The organism is Streptococcus oralis, assembly GCF_026782235.1.
GTDB classification, from domain to species: Bacteria; Bacillota; Bacilli; order Lactobacillales; family Streptococcaceae; genus Streptococcus; species Streptococcus oralis_CC.
Genome location: NZ_JAKUWE010000008.1, coordinates 1 through 18,574 on the forward strand (window position 1 = coordinate 1; position 18,574 = coordinate 18,574).

Sequence of the window (18,574 nt, forward strand, 5' to 3'; positions counted from 1 at the left end):
AGAAGGTCACACTTCCATCGGCAGCGTTTGTCACTGTTTCGACAACACTACCGTCTTCTTTCTTCAATTCGAAGCTGTATTTACCTGCTTCAAGTGTTTTACCTTCAAGCACTTTCTTAGCTCCAAGAGTGACACTTGTAGCTCCCGCTGGTGTGTAAGTATTCTCGAATGCTTTTTCGCTGTCATAAGCAACGGTTGCTTCAAGGACACCTTTACCATTGTCCGCTACAGTTACTGTAGCTGTGATGGTTTTAGTATCGTACTGGATACCTGTAGCAGTACCCGCTTTTTCAGCAATCTTATAAGTATAAGTGCCTGCTTTGTCGAATTCCAATTCTGAGAACTTAACATTTCCGTCTTTGTCATTCTTCACAGTTTCTTTCACATTGCCATCTTGGTCTGTCAAAGTGAACTCAAATTCATCAGCTTTCAACTCACGACCAGTCAACTTCTTAGTCACTTCAAGAGTTGCTTTTGCTTTTGAAGTTCCATAGCTGTTATTGAATTCTTTGTCCGCTGGGTAAGTCACATTCGCATGAAGTTTTCCTTCGCCGTCATCTGTAACTTCTACTGTGACTTTAACTTCAAGATTATCGTAAGTCACACCATCAACAGTCTTACCAGCGTTTGTTTCAACAATGGTGTAGTTGTATGTACCAGCTTTAGTATATTCGATTGGGGCAAATGTTACTTTACCGTCGGCAGTGTTCTTCACTTTTTGAACTTCTGAACCATCTGTATCATTCTTCAAGACAAACTCAAATTCATCAGCTTTCAACTCACGACCAGTCAACTTCTTAGTCACTTCAAGAGAAGCTGAAGTTTTTTCAGCAGCGTAAGTGTTTTCGAAAGTCTTATCATCACTTTCGTAAGACACAGTTGCAACTAGTTTACCAGTTGTTGCATCTGTTGTTACAGTAACTTTAACCTCTACAGGGTTAGCATCGTATGTGACACCTTTTTCAGTTGTGTTGGCTTTCTTCTCTACGATGTGGTAAGTGTATTCCCCTTCTTGGTCAAATGACAATTCAGCAAACTTAATGTTTCCGTCTGCATCATTTGTTACAGTTTCAACAACTTTATTTGTCTTGTCATCAAACAAATCAAATTCAAACTCGCCAGCTTTCATCGCACGACCTGTCAATTTCTTGATGGCAGATAGTTGGGCTTTAGCTGAAGCACGTTTGTTCTTAACAGTCTTAATAACCCCATCTTTACCTACGGTCACTTCAAATGGAGTTGAATCCAATTCATATCCCTTAGGAGCCTCAATTTCTGTAACAGTGAAGTTACCTTTTTTCACATCATCTTCTGAATACACTGAAGATTGTGCTACTCCGTCAGCATTCGTTGTTACAGTTTCTTCAGTAGCAGTTGCACCTGATGGTGGTATTATCTTGAATTTAGCTCCAACCAAACGATCAAGAGTCTTTTCATCAACTTTATAAAGAGTGATTCGATATCCTGTTTTCAACTGGATAGTACCACCATCAGTAATCTGAGAATTACGAGAAACAATGAGTTTTGTTTTAGTCTCATCAGTACGAGAACTTAGCGGAGCATCGTCACCTTTTACTTCCGCGCTATTTCCGATTTTTGTTCCATCTCCCGGAGCCGTTGTCTTATAGGTTATACGGAATGAAGCAGGTTTCCCATTTGAAGCCTTTTTTGAAGAGGCATTACTAATCTTAATTTTGAAATCGGTATAAGAATCGTTCCACTCCACGGTGTAATCGACGCCCTCTTTCATAGGCTTTTCATCATGGAAACTATAGCGCTTGTCGTAATAGCCATATTTAATTTCTAACGATTCAGGAACAAATTGAGCTGGCGAATATCCATCCTCTAAAATAGAGTCATGGATTTCTAATGTATTATAACTTGCCTGTCTATCATTCACACGAATGATAAATGGATGGTGGTACTCTCCACTCTTATTTAAAAGTTTTGATTCCCAGTGCTCTTTCGTAATAATACCATTAACCTTTGCAAAGTTTGTTACACCAACTTCGTTACCATAATCAGGAGTACTAGGTTTTTTTGACTTAATTACATGCGTAATCTTGTCTTTTGTTTCAGTCGTTGGATAGGTAATGGTTGTTTTGCTTGTATCTTGTCTAATACTAAACCCAGTATAAAATGTACCTGAAACATCATTTACCTGAGTTCCACCTTTTTTAGCAAGATATGCTTTTAGGTTTTGCAAGGTCATGGTAACTTTACCACCAGCATTCTTCCCACTAGATACAACCTTAGCAGAGGCTACTGCAACACCTGTACTCTTGTCCGTAATATCAAACGTCTTATTCTCTACGGTCAATGGCGCAGGGATAGTAAAAGTAAAAGTATCGCCTTCCTCAAGCTTACCATTATAATTACTCAAATCAAAGTCTACCATGTACTTATAGTTAGGGTAATCGTTGTTCATGGTCAACTCATAGGTCCCATCAGCATTTGGTTTCTTTACACCACCATTATCGACATCCCACATTTGGACATTAGTGATAACATGTTGCAATTCCTTTGCTTGAACTGTATTTGTCAGAACAGCAGAACCTAATAAAACGAGTAGTGGCGTTAAAATATAGAGCCACAATTTCTTAAATTTCATGACTTTCCTTTCTAAATGATTGAAATGGATTGAATAGTGCATCTTCTTCTCCCAGTAGGCAACACCCCTTTCAATCGCATGATTTGTTACACGACAACATACTTGTAACACTTGCTTTGAAAAATGAGTACACTATTATAGTATTTAAAATATTTATTCAATTCAATCTTTAGCAGGAGTATCATTACTCTTGGTCAGATGGAAATATAGCAAAACATTATCCATGACTATTATACTACATATCATTGAATATTTTTATTAAAATCTTGTAATTCACTCAGTTATTTATTTACACAGTGTCAACTTTTTTTGATATATTATTTCATGATACCATATAAAAAGTGACTATCCTAAGAATTGTCTGGAAATACTGACATAATAGGAATTTGCAAAAAGTAGTGGCTCCTTGTAACAATCTGTTATTTATAATAAATCTATGATATAATAGTCTTATAGAGGCTTTCAAATAATCATCTATTCAGTTTATTTATGCTAAAGGGAAAGCTTGGGTAATACTAAATCTAGTATTTTTAATATTTATAGATAGGAAGGTAAAGCTATGGCAAATAAAACTAGAGAGTTAATCTTAGGTGCTTTTATTACTCTTGCAAGGAGAAACCCTCAGCGAACTTCTTTTACCATGACTGAGATTGCTGCAGAAGCTGGTATTTCCCGCCAAGCGATTTATCAAAAGCACTTTAATAACTTTGAAGATATTATTGATTATATCCACAAGGAGACTGATCAACAGATCTTTAATAATTTTAACAACTACTGTCCTAAGAGAGAGAGATCGATCCCATCACTTTCTTAGCGGACCACATTCTTCCTCTCATCTATGAAAAGCGAGAAGTCGTTGGTACCTTGTACAATTCTCAAGCCACCACTTGTTGGAGGGAGTTTCTACGTGAGAAATATTCTCAGTGGGTACTAAAAAATGTTAACTACCAGCTGAAATATAATTTTAGTGAAGAGGACATAGCCTATATCATTACGACCATGGCGATTTCATTCATTGAAGTGTGGATTCGTAAGGATAATCCAACACCACCTGAAGAATTTAGAGAGACTTTTATTCAATTGGCTAAGACTTCTCTCTGTGACTATATTGTGTCATAAAAAAAGAATCTTGAGTTCTACTCAAGATTCTTTTTTTGTCCACCTTTAAAAGCATCAACCATTACCTGAAATTCTTCATTTGTAAGAGTAATTCCCTTGCCCATTTTAGTATGGTCTGGGCTCCAAGCGCGAATGTCAAACTTTGCAGGGGCTCCATTAAAGCTGACGCGGTTGATTTCCTTGGTCCATCCTTTTTCATTTTCAGACAAGATCAGTAAGTGTTCTTCGATTTCAAATGTAAATTCTGCCATTTTGTTCTCCTTTTTAGTTTTCATTAGATTATTCGAAAAATCTTGTAGTTTTTAAGAAAATTTTATATAATGTGGATATATAAGAAGGGAGGATTCTATGAGACAGGCATTCCAACTAGTTCTAGATAAACTACATAGTTTTCTCAATGGGAATGATGATCATCCTCAAATCGAGGACAACTTCCTCACCGCTATGATTGAACAAGCTATCCAGAAAAAGACGGCTGTTCATGTGATACTTGCTGAGACAAGTTTTACGGGTGATATTATCAAACACGACGCCAATCGCCAACAAATTATCGTCAAGAATTTTTCAAAAAACGTGACTCGAATCATTCGTATCAGTGATATTAAACGGCTTCGTTTCGTTCCCTCAACCGTACAAAAAGCTCAGAAAAGTCTATTTAAGAAAGAGTGAGATGTTCTTTGCATCCCACTCTTTTTCTTAACGGATTTGTTCAAAATGAAGATGAACGGCGATATGGTCGCCATAACCACTTCTCTCCAAATCGCGTTGCAAGCGATAAGAGATATAGTGTTCTGCGATTGTGATGTAGCCAGCTCCAAGTAAGCGGTGTTCAACCATTGATTGGATCATGCTGATAGTGGCACGTTCTACTTTTGCTTCTTCCAAGTCCAAAACGACTTTTTTAGTAACTTGTGCAAGGTTTTGGCGCAAATCATCTGTCAAAACATAAACGGTTTGAGCTGCCTTTAGGACAGCTTGGTAAATTTTATCTGGATCAAATTCAGCAATTTCTCCATTACGTTTGATTACTTGCATAAGGTTCTCCTTTATTCTTTGTTTTCTTTAATTTTAGCCAGCATCTTTTCTTCTTCGGCTGTTAGTTGATAGTTATCTAGCAGGTCAGGTCTGCGCTCGTAGGTTTTCTTTAGGCTCTCATACAGTCTCCACTGACGAATCTTTTCATGGTGTCCACTCATGAGAACATCTGGTACCACCATGCCTCGATAGTCATAAGGGCGTGTGTATTGAGGATATTCAAGAAGTCCCGAAGAGAAGCTATCATCTTGGTGGCTAGACTCCTTACCAATAACTTCCGGTATCAAGCGCACGGTCGCATCAATCATGGTCATGGCCGCCAATTCTCCTCCAGTCAAAACATAGTCTCCTAGGGAAATTTCATCGGTTACCAAGGTCTTGATACGCTCGTCATACCCTTCATAGTGACCACAGATAAAGATCAGTTCCTCTTCCTGAGCCAAATCCTCAGCGTAAGCTTGATCGAACTGTTTTCCAGCAGGATCAAGAAGAATGACACGGGGATTTTTCTTTTCAATAGCATCAAAGGCATCGAAAATGGGTTGAGCCCTTAGCAACATCCCCTGACCGCCTCCGTAAGGTTCATCGTCAACATGACGGGCCTTTTCAGCGTATTCTCTGAAATTATGATACTGGATATCCAAGAGCCCTTTTTCTCGAGCCTTCCCAACAATCGAGTGTTCCAGCGGAGAAAACATCTCCGGAAAGAGGGTTAAAATATCAATCTTCATCATCTAACCCTTCTAAGATGTCCACATCAACCCGTTTGTTTGGAATATCAACATTGAGAACTACTGGCGGAATGTAAGGTAAAAGCAAATCTCGCTTACCTTTTCGTTTGACCACCCAGACATCGTTGGCACCTGGTTGTAGGATTTCCTTGATAGTTCCAATCAAGTTCTCTCCCTCGTAAACTTCCAAACCAATAATTTCATGATAGTAGAATTCACCATCATCTAAATCGTTCAAATCTTCCTCAGCGACCTTGAGACTATAACCCTTGTACTTTTCAATCGCATTGATATGGTACATGTCTTTGAACTTGATAATGTCAAAGTTCTTCTGCTTACGGTGACTTGCGATGCTCACTGTTTGAACAAACTGATCTTTTTTATCAAATAAAGCCAGCTCTGCCCCTTTTTTAAACCGCTCCTCAGCAAAATCCGTCACAGACAAGACACGCATCTCACCCTGTAAACCCTGCGTATTAACGATTTTCCCAACATTAAAGTAGTTCATCTTGTCTCCTGTATCTATTTCTATCCTTTATTTTATCACGTTCCAGGGATTTTCACAAGTTGGAGAAAGAGGACATCAATTCTCCTTCCCATTCAAAAATCCTTCCAAATCTCTTTCATGTTGATACTTAATGGCAGCCTTCTTATCTTTGTCAAAGATGGTTTTGGTTAGGTCAATATCGTTGATGGCCGCAATTGCGACAGTGTAGTGAATAATATCAGCTAGTTCTTTGGCAAGTTCCTCGTTTGAATCCTGAACGCCCTCTTTTCGACCAGAGCGCCCATTCAAGACCTCGGCTACTTCTCCGACTTCCTCCACTAGCTTGATAAAGAGACCTTCCTCAGTTCGAGATTGCTGGTAATGTTCGAGTAAGTAAGCTTGTAATTGTCTAAACGTTAGATCCTTCATCTTCTCCTCCTCACAAAAAAGCGAGACATCCGTCCCGCTTTTTTTATTTTTCATCGATAACGATTCTTACTTTTTTGTCTTCAGTTGGGACAGAGTAGACAATCGTTCTTATCGCTGAGATAGTGCGACCCTTACGACCGATAACACGACCGACATCGCTCTGGTCAAGATCCAAGTGATACTCCAAAAACTCTGGTGTGTCTTCGATCTTGATAGTTAAGGCATCAGGTTGTGAAATCAAAGGTTTCACAATCGCAATAATGAGATTTTCAATCGTATCCATCTGTCAACCTACTTTAAACTTATTTTGAGAATTTAGAATCGTGGAATTTTTTCAATACGCCTTCTTTTGAAAGGATGTTGCGAACTGTATCTGAAGGTTGAGCTCCATCAGCCAACCATGCAAGAACGCGGTCTTCTTTCAAAGTCACTTGGTTTTCAGCAACAAGTGGGTTATAAGTTCCAACTGTTTCGATGAAACGTCCGTCACGTGGTGAACGTGAGTCTGCTACGTTGATACGGTAGAAAGGTTTTTTCTTAGAACCCATACGAGTCAAACGGATTTTAACTGCCATTTTTAAAGTCTCTTTTCTTATTTTTTTATTTCGGTGAAATAGCTGAGCTATTTAGCACATATTCTATTATAGCAGATTTTTGGCAGGTGTCAAGAAAAAAACTTGACAGAGTTTAAAATTTTTAAATTTTTTAGACTAATAGGGATAAATTAGAAAGAAAAAATTTATGAATACTATTTTAGAAAAATTATATAAGGATTATCAAGTCAAACCCTTCATCTCTCCTGAACGTGATTTGGATACTTGGCTACTAAATCCAAAACCTGTTCCAAAACGCAACATGGAGTTACTCGAAGATAATCTCCTAGCAGACGATATTATCCTACTTTGGCGAATTTACTTTGGAATTTTTACCACCGAAACCTGGTTTCCTAAATACTTCGAGTACACTTATGGCATTGATGCCCCAAAACATCTAAAAACTCTGGTAGAAAAAGGTTATGCTGTCATTGAAACTGCTTTTGATTCACTTGATCATCTAAATACCACTATGAAAGAGAATATCCTCAAAAGTAAGGAGAGTTACAGTACTTTCTAAGATGAAGGCTACAAATTTGGACCAAGACCTTCATGACAACTTTTCAGAAGAAGAATTAGCAATCGTGGCTACAAATTGACTCCAAAGGGGGAGCAGATACTGGAACAGTACCAGGACATTATCGACCGTCATCCAAAGAAGAATCTTTAATCAATCATGATGGGGGGATTTTTTTGAAAACAGTTTCTTGAAAAAAATTAATCATTTCACTTACGAGGAAAATTTTTTATGATAGACTGATGTATAATCAAAAAGAAATGGAGACTATAATGCCTAGAAATTTTAAAGAAGCTCTTTTATTTACAACACTTATGTGTTCCATGATGGTACTCGGTATGTCCATGTGGAATCTTTTTATTGTTGGTCAACTTTCACTACATCATTTATCCCTTGGTTACATCCCTGGTTTTGTCACAGCCTTTTTATTGGATGTCATCCTTGTGGGACCAATCGTTAAGTCAATTGCCTTTCGCATTCTCACGGAACATCATAAAGGTTGTCAGAAAATCATAACAATTTCTGGAGGAATGGCAGTTCTCATGGTCACTTTCATGTCCTTCTATGGACTTTTTTACAATGGCATTGCTATCACACCCAAGACCTATCTAGGTGCCTGGATCGTAAACTTTATTGCAGCTCTTCCTCTAAACTTCCTAATTGTCGGACCAATTGCCCGTTTTATACTAAGTTCTTTCCAGTTCTGTAAACTACTAACATTTGAAATCCACTTCCTTTTAGGGTACAATGATAGAAATGAATTTTTGAGAGGTTAACAATGAAAAAACTAGCAACCCTTCTTTTACTATCAACTGTTGCCCTTGCTGGATGTACTAGTATCCAACGTGGTCTCCGTGGTGATGAGTATGTCGACTCCAGTATCTCAGCTGAAGAAAGTTCAAAAGCAGCTGCTCAGGCTGCCAAAGATTTGAATGACGCTTTGACCAATGAAAATGCCAACTTCCCTCAACTTTCTAAAGAAGTTGCCGAAGATGAAGCCGAGGTTGTTTTACACACAAATCAAGGCGATATCCGCATCAAACTCTTTCCAAAACTAGCACCTCTTGCGGTTGAAAACTTCCTTACTCACGCTAATGAAGGCTATTATAACGGCATCACCTTCCACCGTGTCATCGATGGCTTCATGGTTCAAACTGGAGATCCTAAGGGAGATGGTACAGGGGGCCAATCTATCTGGCATGATAAGGATAAAACAAAAGACAAAGGAACTGGTTTCAAAAATGAAATCTCTCCTTACCTATACAATATCCGAGGAGCCCTTGCTATGGCTAACACTGGTCAACCAAATACCAACGGTAGCCAGTTCTTCATCAACCAAAACTCGACAGATATTTCAGCTAAACTCCCTACAAGCAAGTATCCAAAGAAAATCATCGAAGCCTATAAAGAAGGTGGAAATCCAAGTCTAGACGGCAAACACCCTGTCTTTGGTCAAGTCATCGAGGGCATGGATGTTGTTGACAAGATTGCCAAGGCTGAAAAAGATGAGAAAGACAAACCGACTTCTGCTATCACCATTGATAGTATCGAAGTGGTGAAGGATTACGATTTTAAATCCTAAATAACCTAAAAAATACAGTATCCACATTCGATACTGTATTTCTTTTTCCCTCATTTTTAAATTAGCTTGTTAAAGTCCCAGATTTGGTCCATCCAACCTTCATAAAAGTCTGGTTCGTGGCAGACCATAAGGATAGATCCCTTGTATTCTTTAAGCGCCCGTTTGAGTTCTTCCTTGGCATCTACATCCAAGTGGTTGGTCGGCTCGTCAAGTACTAAAACGTTGTTTTCACGGTTCATCAAGAGACAGAAACGCACCTTGGCTTGTTCTCCACCTGACAAAACCTGAATTTGGCTTTCGATATACTTAGTTGTCAGACCACAACGAGCAAGTGCTGCACGAACTTCTGCTTGATTGAGTGCTGGAAAGGCATTCCAAACAGCTTCAAGAGGTGTTTGACGATTGCCACCTTCTACTTCTTGCTCAAAATAACCAAGTTCTAGGTAATCACCGCGTTCAACTTCCCCAGCGATTGGTGGGATAATGCCCAAGAGAGACTTCAAGAGAGTTGTTTTCCCGATACCATTGGCTCCAATGATGGCAACCTTTTGATTGCGTTCAAAAGTAAGATTTAAAGGTTTGGTCAGAGGACGGTCATAACCAATCTGCAAGTCCTTGGCTTGGAAGATAAAGCGCCCAGGTGTACGAGCCGGTTTGAAATCAAAGGATGGTTTTGGCTTCTCACTTTGAAGTTCGATGATGTCCATCTTGTCCAGTTTCTTTTGACGGGACATGGCCATATTACGCGTTGCGACACGCGCTTTATTTCGAGCCACGAAATCCTTAAGGTCTGCAATCTCTTTCTGCTGACGTTCGTAGGCTGCCTCCAGTTGAGATTTCTTCATAGCATAAACTTCTTGGAATTGGTAGTAATCTCCAGAGTAGCGCGTTAGCTGTTGATTTTCCACATGGTAGACGATATTGATTACGTCGTTGAGGAAAGGAATATCGTGCGAAATGAGGACAAAGGCATTCTCATAGTTTTGGAGATAACGCTTGAGCCAGTCAATATGCTCAGCATCCAAGTAGTTGGTTGGTTCGTCCAAAAGCAAAATATCTGGTTTTTCAAGGAGGAGTTTAGCCAAAAGCACCTTGGTTCTTTGTCCACCTGATAAGGCTGTTACATCTGTATCCATGCCATAGTCCATGACACCGAGAGCACGCGCTACTTCATCAATCTTAGCATCCAAAGTATAGAAGTCACGACTCTCCAAACGGTCTTGGAGTTCGCCAACTTCTTCCATGAGTGCATCAATATCCGCTCCGTCTTCTGCCATTTCCATGTAAAGATCATTGATGCGAGCTTCTGCTTTAAATAGCTCATCAAAGGCTGTCCGCAAGACATCACGCACAGTTTGGCCTTCCTTTAGCACAGCATGCTGATCCAGATAGCCAGCAGTCACATACTTAGACCACTCCACCTTTCCTTCGTCAGGTAACATCTTACCAGTCACAATGCTCATAAAGGTTGATTTTCCTTCACCATTGGCACCGACTAAGCCGATATGTTCTCCCTTGAGGAGACGGAAAGACACATCTTCAAAAATTGCACGGTCACCAAAACCGTGACTTAAATTTTTAACTTCTAAAATACTCATTCTAATTCCTTATCTTGTTTTTATGCAGTCCTTTATAGAGGAACCAAGCCAGATAGCCTCCCAGGGTATTGGTCCACAAATCATCAATCTCAAAGACGCGATTAAAATCAAAGAAAAAGTCTAAGACCAGTTGCGTACACTCTATTCCTAGACTCAGTAGAAAACTGAGAAGGATGATTTTTTTGGTTTGCCGCAAATTTGGACAGAGATAGACCAGTTGAAAGACCAAAGGAAAGAGCAAGAAGACATTTAAAATGTTCTGCAAAAAGATCCAAATGACTTGTCCCAGACTAGTCACTTCACCCAGATTCCAAAGGGAGTTTAAGGGAGTTAAAAGAAAAACCAGGCGTCCAAAAGTTTGAATACCTGGAGTTTCCACTCCTGTAGGAAGTTGAGGCTGGGGAGTGAAGCAAAAACAGACAATGCAAAGACTGTAAACAGCCACTCCCAATCTTAAGATTAATTCTCTTTTTTTAGTCATTTTATGGATTTACCGCTGCGACTGCCTTCTGGCGGTCACGTTTCATTGTATTGGAACGCAATTGTCCACAAGCTGCATCAATATCTGTACCATGTTCTTGACGAACAACACAGTTGACCCCTTTTTTCTTGAGGGTATCGTAGAAGGCCATCACGCGCTCTTTAGGACTACGGCTATATTGGTCATGTTCACTAACTGGGTTATAGGGAATCAAGTTTACATAAGACAATTTCTTGATATTTTTGAGCAATTCCGCCAATTCCAAGGCTTGTTCTACTCCGTCGTTGACTTCATTGAGCATGATGTATTCAAAGGTCACACGACGATTTGTTGTTTCGATATAATACTCAATAGCTGCGAAGAGTTTTTCAATCGGAAAGGCACGGTTAATTTTCATGATGCTTGAGCGCAATTCATTATTGGGTGCGTGAAGGGAAACAGCGAGATTGACCTGTACGCCTTCATTAGCAAAGTCACGAATTTTATGGGCCAAACCTGAGGTTGAAACAGTGATGTGACGAGCACCGATAGCCATCCCTTTGTCATCATTGATGGTACGAACAAAATTCAAAACATTGTTGTAGTTATCAAATGGTTCACCGATTCCCATGACAACGATATGGCTGACACGTTCGTCCTGACCACGCTCATCAAAGTATTTCTGAACTAGCATAATCTGCGCTACGATTTCCCCGTTATTAAGGTCACGTTGCTTCTTAATCAGGCCTGATGCACAGAAGGTACAACCAATATTACAGCCAACCTGAGTGGTCACACAGACTGACAAACCGTAGTGTTGACGCATGAGTACTGTCTCAATCAACATGCCATCTGGCAACTCGAAAAGATACTTAACAGTACCATCAGCTGACTCTTGTACAATCCGTTGTTTCAAAGGATTGACCACAAACTGGTCATTGAGCTTAGCAATCAAATCCTTGGAAAGGTTGGTCATTTCTTCAAATGACTGGACACGTTTACGGTAGAGCCATTCCCAGATTTGATCTGCTCGGAATTTCTTTTCTCCCTGTTCTAATACCCATTCCTGCATGGTTTGACGTGTTAAACTATAAATAGACGGTTTCATCTCTTCTCCTTATTCTCTTCTATCTATTTCTGACGAATGACAAAATGGCGCTGTCCCTTGTCCTCTTTCTGAGATTTCTGTTCCTTATGACGACGCCTATTTCGCTTATCCGCATTTAGTTTTCTCTTGTTTTGCGAAGGTTTCTTGCCTCTTCTAGGAAGATTTTCCTCCTCCTTTTTACGCATTTTTTTGTCAAATGAAGCCCGCTTCGGTGCTTGATTTTCTAGGACAAAATAGGCACAACTATAACTACAGTACTCCAAAAGATAGTCCTGTAAACGACTAATCTTTTCAATTTTTTCCTCTGTTCGATCGTCTTTGTAAAAGCCACGTAGACGGAGCTGTTCATTGCTCCAGTCCCCTACGACATAATCAAACTTGGTCAACACTTCTGAGAAGCGTTGATTAAAGACTGTCACATCGAAGGCATCCTTGATATTTTCAACCAAGGTAAAAGCAATCCCTTCAGTCTCAACCTTATCCCCATTTACATGAAATTCTGGGCCAGGAAACTTGTTATAGTTGTATAATTCAGGTGCAATTTCTTTACGCATAGTCTTCCTTTTCCACGATTACTTAACACTCTATTTTACCATAATTTCTAGCAGTTAGCATGTTTCTCATAAAAATGAAAAAAGTCTGACGATTTTGTCAGACTCATGCCTTATAAAGCAAAAAGAGAAGAATAGCTCTTCCCTTCCTATTTTTTTATTTTGCTGCTGCGTAAAGCTCGTCTACCTTGTTCCAGTTAATGACTGAGAAGAAAGCTTTGATGTAGTCAGGACGAACGTTGCGGTATTTCACGTAATAAGCATGTTCCCAAACGTCCAAGCCCAAGATTGGTTTTTTGCCTTCTGAGATTGGTGTGTCTTGGTTTGCTGTTGAAGTTACTTCAAGCTTCCCTTCCTTGTTGACTACCAACCATGCCCATCCAGAACCGAAGCGAGTTGTAGCTGCTGCTGTAAAGGCTGCTTGGAACTCTTCAAATGAACCAAATGTTGCATCGATTGCTGCTGCAAGTTCTGCTGATGGAGCTGTTTTCTCAGGAGTCATCAATTCCCAGAAAAGAGCGTGGTTCAAGTGTCCACCACCGTTGTTGATAAGTGCTTGACGGATATCAGCTGGGATAGAATCCACATCAGCAAGCAACGCTTCAAGGTCTTCACCGATTTCAGGGTGTTTTTCAAGAGCTGCATTGGCATTGTTAACGTAGGTTTGATGGTGCTTGTCATGGTGCAAGTGCATTGTTTCTGTATCAATGTATGGTTCCAAGGCGTCGTATGCGTATGGAAGGTCTGGTAAGATAATAGCCATCTGTAATACCTCTTTTTCTTTCTATATGAAAATGATAACGCAAACATCCTCTTTTTTCAAGTTTTTTGCTCATTACGCTTGGCTAGATATCTGTAACAGCGCTCTCTCAAAAAGGTAGCCCTTTTCATAGACCCCTGTTTTAATCTGATAGTCTGCTTCAATTAAATAAGAAATTGCTTGTTTAAGAAAGGCCAAGGAAATCCCTCTCGAATCTCTTAATACGAACTTGATTTGATAAGGATTAGGATTGCGCCCCAAGTAAGTTCCCAGACTGCTTGCGATCTGCGATTCCGTCTGACCAGCTTCTGATAAAATCTTCACCTGAGTAAAGGTTCGAAACTGTCCTAACATGACCGCTATGAGCTTGATCTCGTCCGCCCCTTGCAAGGTCAAATCTCTAACCAAATCACGCGCCTGGTCAATCTTTTTACCCAAGATAAACTGAGTCAAATCAAAAATATTGTCCTGCAGGGTCTTGGGAATAGCCTCGACAATATCCTTCTCCTCAATCACTCCGTCGGACTTATAAGACTGCAAAAAAAGGAGATTTTTCTGGATTTCACTAAATTGAAAACCAGATTTGATAAGTAGATTTTCAAAGGATTGCCCCACAAACTGCAAACCTTGTGTCTGACTCCATTTTTGGAAATACTGGCGCAATTCTTGTTCCTTGGGTTCAATAGCATCAAAGACAGTCGCATCTCGTTTGAGCAATTTGACCAGCCGTCTCTTACTATCCAGTTTTCCTTCCGCAAATATCAATAACTTGGTTGTTGGCGAAGGATTGTCAAGGTATTCCTCAAATGACTTGAGCTCATCATCTGTTAAAAAACGTTTCTTGGCAGTTGTAATATCGACAAAATGATCTAATATCACGATTTTCTCATCAGCAAAGAAAGGGAGACTGACCAACTCCAACTCTAAGTCTTTATAAGCTACTTCTTTCATATCAAAGTAAGCAAAATTGAGATCAGCTGGATCATAACCAATCTGCTTCAACACTTGACTCTTCATAACTTCAAACTGACCCTGGTCTGTCCCTGTGAATAGGTTCAAGCTAGATAGATTTGATAAAGTCAACTTCTGACTGTCTTCAATGGCTAGCATCTTCTCTCCTTTCTTCTGATTTTTTATTAAACTTAATCAATATAGCGCAATTTCCCACGGAAATCTTCTAGGTTCTCATAACCTTTTTCTGCCATAATAGCTTTCAGTTCATTGGTAATACGTTCAAAAACACCGACGCCTTCCTTGTGGAGCGTCGTTCCTACTTGCACCATACTCGCACCGCAAAGGATGTGTTCAAAGGCATCACGACCCGTTAGAACACCACCCGTTCCGATGATTTGGATTTGCGGATTTAAGCGTTGATAGAAAGCATGGACATTAGCGAGAGCAGTCGGTTTGATATACTCTCCACCAATCCCACCAAAACCATTTTTAGGACGAATAACGACAGACTCGTCTTCTATATAAAGGCCGTTTCCGATAGAGTTCACACAGTTAACAAACTTGAGCGGATACTTGTTGAAAATAGCTGCTGCTTGGTCAAAGTGAACAATATCAAAATAAGGTGGCAATTTAATCCCAAGAGGTTTGGTAAAGTAGGCAAATACTTCTGCCAAGATACGGTCTGTTGTCTCAAAATCATAAGCAATCTGAGGTTTTCCTGGTACATTTGGACAAGAGAGATTGAGCTCTGTCAGTCCTTTAAACTCACTCTCTTGCACTTTTTTCAAGATGGCATGTGTTTCTTCTGGAGACATGCCGACTAGAGATAGGAAGAAAGTTCGGTTTGGCTCTTTTTCCTGCAAGTCCAAAAGATAGTCCAGATAATAGTCTAATCCATTATTTGGCAAACCCATAGAGTTGATAGAACCAAGTGGAACATCCTGGTAACGTGGTTCAGGATTGCCCTGACGAAAGTCCAAGGTCGCAGTCTTTGTGACAAATGTTCCTGCTGCTGAGTTTTTGACCCCTTCTAGTTCCTCTATCGTCATACAAGCCACACCCGCTGCATTCATCAAGCAATTGTCAAACGCAAAGCCAGCTATTTGTGTTTTCGTTGATACCATGATTCTGATCCTCCAGATTCCTTTTATTTCTAATATTATACCATACTTTAAGATTTTCTCTTTGAGAAACTAATTTCTATATAAAACGTTCGGTTTTGTAAATTGAAAGAATTTTTAGAAAATTTCTGTTTTTTTCTTTACACTCAAAAAAAATTCTGCTATAATGGCTCATGTAATAAAATATAACAACAAAAAGGAGAACGATATGACATCTGCTAAAGACTATATCCAAAGCGTGTTTGCAACTGTGAAAGCTCGTAACGGGCATGAGGCTGAATTTCTCCAGGCGGTTGAAGAATTCTTCAGCACTTTGGAGCCTGTGTTTGAAAAACATCCTGAGTATATCGAAGAAAACATCTTGGCACGCATCACTGAGCCTGAGCGCGTGATTTCTTTCCGTGTTCCTTGGGTTGACCGTGATGGAAAAGTCCAAGTGAACCGTGGTTACCGTGTTCAATTTAACTCAGCTGTTGGACCATATAAAGGCGGACTTCGTTTCCACCCAACTGTAAACCAAGGGATCTTGAAATTCCTCGGCTTCGAACAAATCTTTAAAAACGTTTTGACTGGACTTCCAATCGGTGGAGGTAAAGGTGGATCAGACTTCGATCCTAAAGGAAAGACTGACGCTGAAGTGATGCGCTTCTGCCAAAGCTTTATGACAGAATTGCAAAAATACATCGGACCATCTCTTGACGTACCTGCTGGTGATATCGGTGTTGGTGGACGTGAAATTGGTTACCTTTACGGACAATACAAACGCCTTAACCAATTTGATGCGGGTGTCTTGACTGGTAAACCTCTTGGATTTGGTGGTAGCTTGATTCGTCCTGAAGCAACTGGTTATGGTTTGGTTTACTATACCGAAGAAATGCTCAAAGCTAATGGTAACAGTTTTGCTGGTAAGAAAGTGGTTATTTCAGGTTCTGGTAACGTAGCTCAATACGCTCTTCAAAAAGCAACTGAACTCGGCGCTACTGTCATCTCTGTATCTGACTCAAACGGTTATGTCATCGATGAAAATGGTATTGACTTCGATCTTTTGGTTGATGTTAAAGAAAAACGCCGTGCTCGTTTGACTGAGTATGCAGCTGAGAAAGCAACTGCTACTTACCATGAAGGTTCTGTCTGGACTTACACTGGTAACTACGACATCGCTCTTCCATGTGCGACTCAAAACGAAATCAACGGTGAAGCAGCTAAACGTTTGGTTGCTCAAGGCGTTATCTGTGTATCTGAAGGTGCTAACATGCCTAGTGACCTTGATGCGATTAAAGTCTACAAAGAAAACGGAATCCTTTACGGACCTGCCAAAGCTGCCAACGCTGGTGGTGTAGCTGTATCAGCGCTTGAAATGAGCCAAAACAGCCTTCGCCTTTCATGGACCCGTGAAGAAGTTGATGGACGCCTCAAAGACATCATGACCAACATCTTCAACACAGCTAAAACAACTGCTGAAACATACGGACTTGGTACCGACTACCTTGCAGGAGCAAATATCGCTGCCTTCGAAAACGTAGCAAACGCTATGATTGCACAAGGTATTGTTTAATTAGTCGATACATCCTATCGGAGGACAATTGATGAACTTACGGCCGATGGAAGCGAGAGACAATCCAGCTGTAGCGCAGCTCATTCGAGCCAGCCTAGAGGAATTCGGGCTTGACAAACCAGGAACTGTCTACTTTGATTCTCATCTAGATCATTTGGCCGATTATTATCAACAGCAAGAGAGAGCAGCTTACTTTGTCCTGGAAGACGAAGGTCAGCTGGTTGGCTGTGGTGGCTTTGCACCTGTGTCCGATAAGATTGCTGAATTACAAAAACTGTACGTCACTAAGAATAGCCGTGGCAAAGGTTATTCCAGCAGGTTGATAAAGCGGATATTCCAGGAAACCCGCCTAGCTGGTTATGAACAGCTTTATCTAGAAACCTCTACTGAACTGGCTACGGCTGTGGCCATCTATCAACACTATGGTTTCACATCACTGCAACAACCACTTTCTAACGCCGCCGGTCATCCTGCTATGAATATCTGGATGATAAAGTCTCTCTTATCAGATGAATAGATGTCAGTATACTCTGGTCGTCTCGAGGACATCAGTATCAAGATCCTCAGCACAGCTAAAACAACTTTTAAAAATGTAGCCAAGGCTATGATAGTTAAGGTATTGTTTCAATCCTCAATCATTATGATTGGGGATTTTTTATGTTGGTTTCAAAAAAGCTCACTATTTAAAATAGTAAGCTTAAAAATCAAGATTTATTTTACTTCTACTAAGGCAGAAGACAGGCATTCAACTATTTCATTTACTGCTTCATCTATGTCTAGGTTCTCATTATCATTCAACATCATTGGAAGAGCATAAAAAAGACTCAAGGCTAAAATATAACGAACGATTCTTTCATTTGACCAATCTCGGATAACACCATTTTTTTTAAACTGATTCAGAACTGGACTAATTGGCTTAATGATAGAGTGAACAATAACATTCCCTAACTGATTAGAAATAGTTTTATCAATAAAAGAACGACTCAAGAGAATTTTAACTTGCATTTGATTCTTCTGAATGAAAACCAGTCTATCTCGAACAATGCTTCTCAAAAATAGCGGAAAAGACTCTTGGTTTGCTGTAAATTTCTTCTCAGAAAAATCAGCAATCATATCTGGAATAACCTGTTCGAGAAAAGTTGACAGAATAGCTTCTAAGATGCCTTCCTTGGTTTTAAAGTAACTAAAAACTGTCCCTTCTGAAACTCCAGCCTCCTTAGAAATAAGGCTAGCTGTTGTATTTTCAAAGCCAATTTCTGAAAATAACTTTAGACTTGATAATAAAACTTGACGTTGTTTTAAGCTCAGGTTGCTATTTTCTAATGTCTGAGCATACTTTTGTTCTAAACTTTCCATTGCTGGC

General features: G+C 39.9%; 21 protein-coding genes and 2 pseudogenes. 7 read left to right on the top strand and 16 right to left on the bottom strand.

Annotated features, from left to right (window positions below):
- Positions 1–2,653 (bottom strand): Spy0128 family protein (locus MK396_RS09750; protein WP_268724417.1); only part of this gene is annotated, 2,653 nt, incomplete at its 3' end.
- A 517-nt stretch (positions 2,654–3,170) separates the two neighbouring features.
- Here MK396_RS09750 and MK396_RS09755 point away from each other — a divergent pair.
- Positions 3,171–3,730: pseudogene (locus MK396_RS09755) on the top strand (TetR/AcrR family transcriptional regulator).
- Positions 3,731–3,747: 17 nt separating this feature from the next.
- Here the strand turns inward: MK396_RS09755 and MK396_RS09760 are convergent.
- Positions 3,748–3,981, bottom strand: a complete 234-nt coding sequence (locus MK396_RS09760) for a YdbC family protein (protein ID WP_268724418.1) — start codon at positions 3,979–3,981, stop codon at positions 3,748–3,750.
- Between the two features lie 97 nt (positions 3,982–4,078).
- Between MK396_RS09760 and MK396_RS09765 the strand changes: the two genes are divergently transcribed.
- Positions 4,079–4,399, top strand: coding sequence for a hypothetical protein (locus MK396_RS09765; RefSeq protein ID WP_268724419.1), 321 nt, complete (start codon positions 4,079–4,081; stop codon positions 4,397–4,399).
- 27 nt (positions 4,400–4,426) lie between these two features.
- Here the strand turns inward: MK396_RS09765 and MK396_RS09770 are convergent, their stop codons facing one another.
- From MK396_RS09770 to rpsP, 6 genes are all read right to left on the bottom strand, one after another.
- Positions 4,427–4,765, bottom strand: a complete 339-nt coding sequence (locus MK396_RS09770) for an ATP cone domain-containing protein (protein ID WP_001196045.1) — start codon at positions 4,763–4,765, stop codon at positions 4,427–4,429.
- 11 nt (positions 4,766–4,776) lie between these two features.
- A complete protein-coding gene (trmD, locus tag MK396_RS09775) occupies positions 4,777–5,496 on the bottom strand; it encodes a tRNA (guanosine(37)-N1)-methyltransferase TrmD (protein ID WP_268724442.1) in 720 nt (239 codons plus the stop codon).
- Positions 5,486–6,004 (bottom strand): ribosome maturation factor RimM, encoded by a 519-nt coding sequence (gene rimM, locus MK396_RS09780; RefSeq protein ID WP_268724420.1) that lies wholly within the window; start codon positions 6,002–6,004, stop codon positions 5,486–5,488. Before rimM ends, trmD begins: the two co-directional genes overlap by 11 nt.
- 75 nt (positions 6,005–6,079) lie before the next feature.
- Positions 6,080–6,412: a MazG nucleotide pyrophosphohydrolase domain-containing protein gene (locus MK396_RS09785; RefSeq protein WP_268724421.1), complete on the bottom strand. Its 333-nt coding sequence runs from the start codon at positions 6,410–6,412 to the stop codon at positions 6,080–6,082.
- A 43-nt stretch (positions 6,413–6,455) separates the two neighbouring features.
- The gene (gene kphA, locus MK396_RS09790) at positions 6,456–6,695 is read right to left on the bottom strand and encodes an RNA-binding protein KphA (protein ID WP_000379617.1); all 240 of its coding nucleotides are present in this window, start codon (positions 6,693–6,695) and stop codon (positions 6,456–6,458) included.
- Positions 6,696–6,714: 19 nt separating this feature from the next.
- A complete protein-coding gene (gene rpsP, locus MK396_RS09795) occupies positions 6,715–6,987 on the bottom strand; it encodes a 30S ribosomal protein S16 (RefSeq protein ID WP_000268760.1) in 273 nt (90 codons plus the stop codon).
- Positions 6,988–7,153: 166 nt separating this feature from the next.
- Here rpsP and MK396_RS09800 point away from each other — a divergent pair.
- The 3 genes and pseudogenes from MK396_RS09800 (at position 7,154) to MK396_RS09810 (ending at position 9,104) form a co-directional block, all read left to right on the top strand.
- A pseudogene (locus MK396_RS09800) lies at positions 7,154–7,675 on the top strand (hypothetical protein).
- 119 nt (positions 7,676–7,794) lie between these two features.
- Positions 7,795–8,298 carry a DUF2798 domain-containing protein gene (locus MK396_RS09805; RefSeq protein WP_268724422.1) on the top strand — a complete coding sequence of 168 codons (504 nt, stop codon included), beginning with the start codon at positions 7,795–7,797 and terminating at the stop codon, positions 8,296–8,298.
- 2 nt (positions 8,299–8,300) lie between these two features.
- Complete coding sequence (locus MK396_RS09810) at positions 8,301–9,104, top strand: peptidylprolyl isomerase (RefSeq protein WP_268724423.1); 804 nt, start codon at positions 8,301–8,303, stop codon at positions 9,102–9,104.
- Between the two features lie 56 nt (positions 9,105–9,160).
- Here the strand turns inward: MK396_RS09810 and MK396_RS09815 are convergent, their stop codons facing one another.
- The 7 genes from MK396_RS09815 to MK396_RS09845 all read right to left on the bottom strand — a co-directional run bounded on the left by MK396_RS09815 (position 9,161) and on the right by MK396_RS09845 (position 15,659).
- Positions 9,161–10,702 carry an ABC-F family ATP-binding cassette domain-containing protein gene (locus tag MK396_RS09815; RefSeq protein WP_268724424.1) on the bottom strand — a complete coding sequence of 514 codons (1,542 nt, stop codon included), beginning with the start codon at positions 10,700–10,702 and terminating at the stop codon, positions 9,161–9,163.
- 1 nt (position 10,703) lies between these two features.
- The gene (locus MK396_RS09820; RefSeq protein WP_268724425.1) at positions 10,704–11,183 is read right to left on the bottom strand and encodes a VanZ family protein; all 480 of its coding nucleotides are present in this window, start codon (positions 11,181–11,183) and stop codon (positions 10,704–10,706) included.
- Position 11,184: 1 nt separating this feature from the next.
- Complete coding sequence (gene rlmN / locus MK396_RS09825; RefSeq protein ID WP_000804762.1) at positions 11,185–12,270, bottom strand: 23S rRNA (adenine(2503)-C(2))-methyltransferase RlmN; 1,086 nt, start codon at positions 12,268–12,270, stop codon at positions 11,185–11,187.
- A gap of 23 nt (positions 12,271–12,293) precedes the next feature.
- Positions 12,294–12,824, bottom strand: a complete 531-nt coding sequence (locus tag MK396_RS09830) for a YutD family protein (protein ID WP_268724426.1) — start codon at positions 12,822–12,824, stop codon at positions 12,294–12,296.
- Between the two features lie 154 nt (positions 12,825–12,978).
- Entirely contained in the window at positions 12,979–13,584 is a 606-nt protein-coding gene (gene sodA / locus MK396_RS09835; RefSeq protein ID WP_268724427.1) for a superoxide dismutase SodA, read from the bottom strand.
- Between the two features lie 72 nt (positions 13,585–13,656).
- Positions 13,657–14,691 (bottom strand): DNA polymerase III subunit delta, encoded by a 1,035-nt coding sequence (holA, locus tag MK396_RS09840; RefSeq protein ID WP_268724428.1) that lies wholly within the window; start codon positions 14,689–14,691, stop codon positions 13,657–13,659.
- A gap of 32 nt (positions 14,692–14,723) precedes the next feature.
- On the bottom strand, positions 14,724–15,659 hold the full coding sequence (locus tag MK396_RS09845) for a dihydroorotate oxidase (RefSeq protein ID WP_268724429.1): 936 nt from the start codon (positions 15,657–15,659) through the stop codon (positions 14,724–14,726).
- A 205-nt stretch (positions 15,660–15,864) separates the two neighbouring features.
- On the opposite strand from MK396_RS09845, the gene gdhA reads away from it, so the two are divergent.
- Both gdhA and MK396_RS09855 read left to right on the top strand, forming a co-directional pair.
- The gene (gene gdhA / locus MK396_RS09850; protein WP_268724430.1) at positions 15,865–17,211 is read left to right on the top strand and encodes an NADP-specific glutamate dehydrogenase; all 1,347 of its coding nucleotides are present in this window, start codon (positions 15,865–15,867) and stop codon (positions 17,209–17,211) included.
- A 31-nt stretch (positions 17,212–17,242) separates the two neighbouring features.
- Positions 17,243–17,728 (top strand): GNAT family N-acetyltransferase, encoded by a 486-nt coding sequence (locus MK396_RS09855; protein ID WP_268724431.1) that lies wholly within the window; start codon positions 17,243–17,245, stop codon positions 17,726–17,728.
- Between the two features lie 194 nt (positions 17,729–17,922).
- On the opposite strand, the gene MK396_RS09860 is transcribed toward MK396_RS09855, so the two are convergent.
- Positions 17,923–18,567, bottom strand: coding sequence for a TetR/AcrR family transcriptional regulator (locus tag MK396_RS09860; protein ID WP_268724432.1), 645 nt, complete (start codon positions 18,565–18,567; stop codon positions 17,923–17,925).
- Between the last annotated feature and the right edge of the window lie 7 nt (positions 18,568–18,574).

Bases quoted from the DNA above. Each gene is read 5' to 3' on its own strand.
- MK396_RS09760 (WP_268724418.1), bottom strand. From the start codon at position 3,981: ATGGCAGAATTTACATTTGAAATCGAAGAACACTTACTGATCTTGTCT.
- MK396_RS09765 (WP_268724419.1), top strand. From the start codon at position 4,079: ATGAGACAGGCATTCCAACTAGTTCTAGATAAACTACATAGTTTTCTC.
- MK396_RS09770 (WP_001196045.1), bottom strand. From the start codon at position 4,765: ATGCAAGTAATCAAACGTAATGGAGAAATTGCTGAATTTGATCCAGAT.
- trmD (WP_268724442.1), bottom strand. From the start codon at position 5,496: ATGAAGATTGATATTTTAACCCTCTTTCCGGAGATGTTTTCTCCGCTG.
- rimM (WP_268724420.1), bottom strand. From the start codon at position 6,004: ATGAACTACTTTAATGTTGGGAAAATCGTTAATACGCAGGGTTTACAG.
- MK396_RS09785 (WP_268724421.1), bottom strand. From the start codon at position 6,412: ATGAAGGATCTAACGTTTAGACAATTACAAGCTTACTTACTCGAACAT.
- kphA (WP_000379617.1), bottom strand. From the start codon at position 6,695: ATGGATACGATTGAAAATCTCATTATTGCGATTGTGAAACCTTTGATT.
- rpsP (WP_000268760.1), bottom strand. From the start codon at position 6,987: ATGGCAGTTAAAATCCGTTTGACTCGTATGGGTTCTAAGAAAAAACCT.
- MK396_RS09805 (WP_268724422.1), top strand. From the start codon at position 7,795: ATGCCTAGAAATTTTAAAGAAGCTCTTTTATTTACAACACTTATGTGT.
- MK396_RS09810 (WP_268724423.1), top strand. From the start codon at position 8,301: ATGAAAAAACTAGCAACCCTTCTTTTACTATCAACTGTTGCCCTTGCT.
- MK396_RS09815 (WP_268724424.1), bottom strand. From the start codon at position 10,702: ATGAGTATTTTAGAAGTTAAAAATTTAAGTCACGGTTTTGGTGACCGT.
- MK396_RS09820 (WP_268724425.1), bottom strand. From the start codon at position 11,183: ATGACTAAAAAAAGAGAATTAATCTTAAGATTGGGAGTGGCTGTTTAC.
- rlmN (WP_000804762.1), bottom strand. From the start codon at position 12,270: ATGAAACCGTCTATTTATAGTTTAACACGTCAAACCATGCAGGAATGG.
- MK396_RS09830 (WP_268724426.1), bottom strand. From the start codon at position 12,824: ATGCGTAAAGAAATTGCACCTGAATTATACAACTATAACAAGTTTCCT.
- sodA (WP_268724427.1), bottom strand. From the start codon at position 13,584: ATGGCTATTATCTTACCAGACCTTCCATACGCATACGACGCCTTGGAA.
- holA (WP_268724428.1), bottom strand. From the start codon at position 14,691: ATGCTAGCCATTGAAGACAGTCAGAAGTTGACTTTATCAAATCTATCT.
- MK396_RS09845 (WP_268724429.1), bottom strand. From the start codon at position 15,659: ATGGTATCAACGAAAACACAAATAGCTGGCTTTGCGTTTGACAATTGC.
- gdhA (WP_268724430.1), top strand. From the start codon at position 15,865: ATGACATCTGCTAAAGACTATATCCAAAGCGTGTTTGCAACTGTGAAA.
- MK396_RS09855 (WP_268724431.1), top strand. From the start codon at position 17,243: ATGAACTTACGGCCGATGGAAGCGAGAGACAATCCAGCTGTAGCGCAG.
- MK396_RS09860 (WP_268724432.1), bottom strand. From the start codon at position 18,567: ATGGAAAGTTTAGAACAAAAGTATGCTCAGACATTAGAAAATAGCAAC.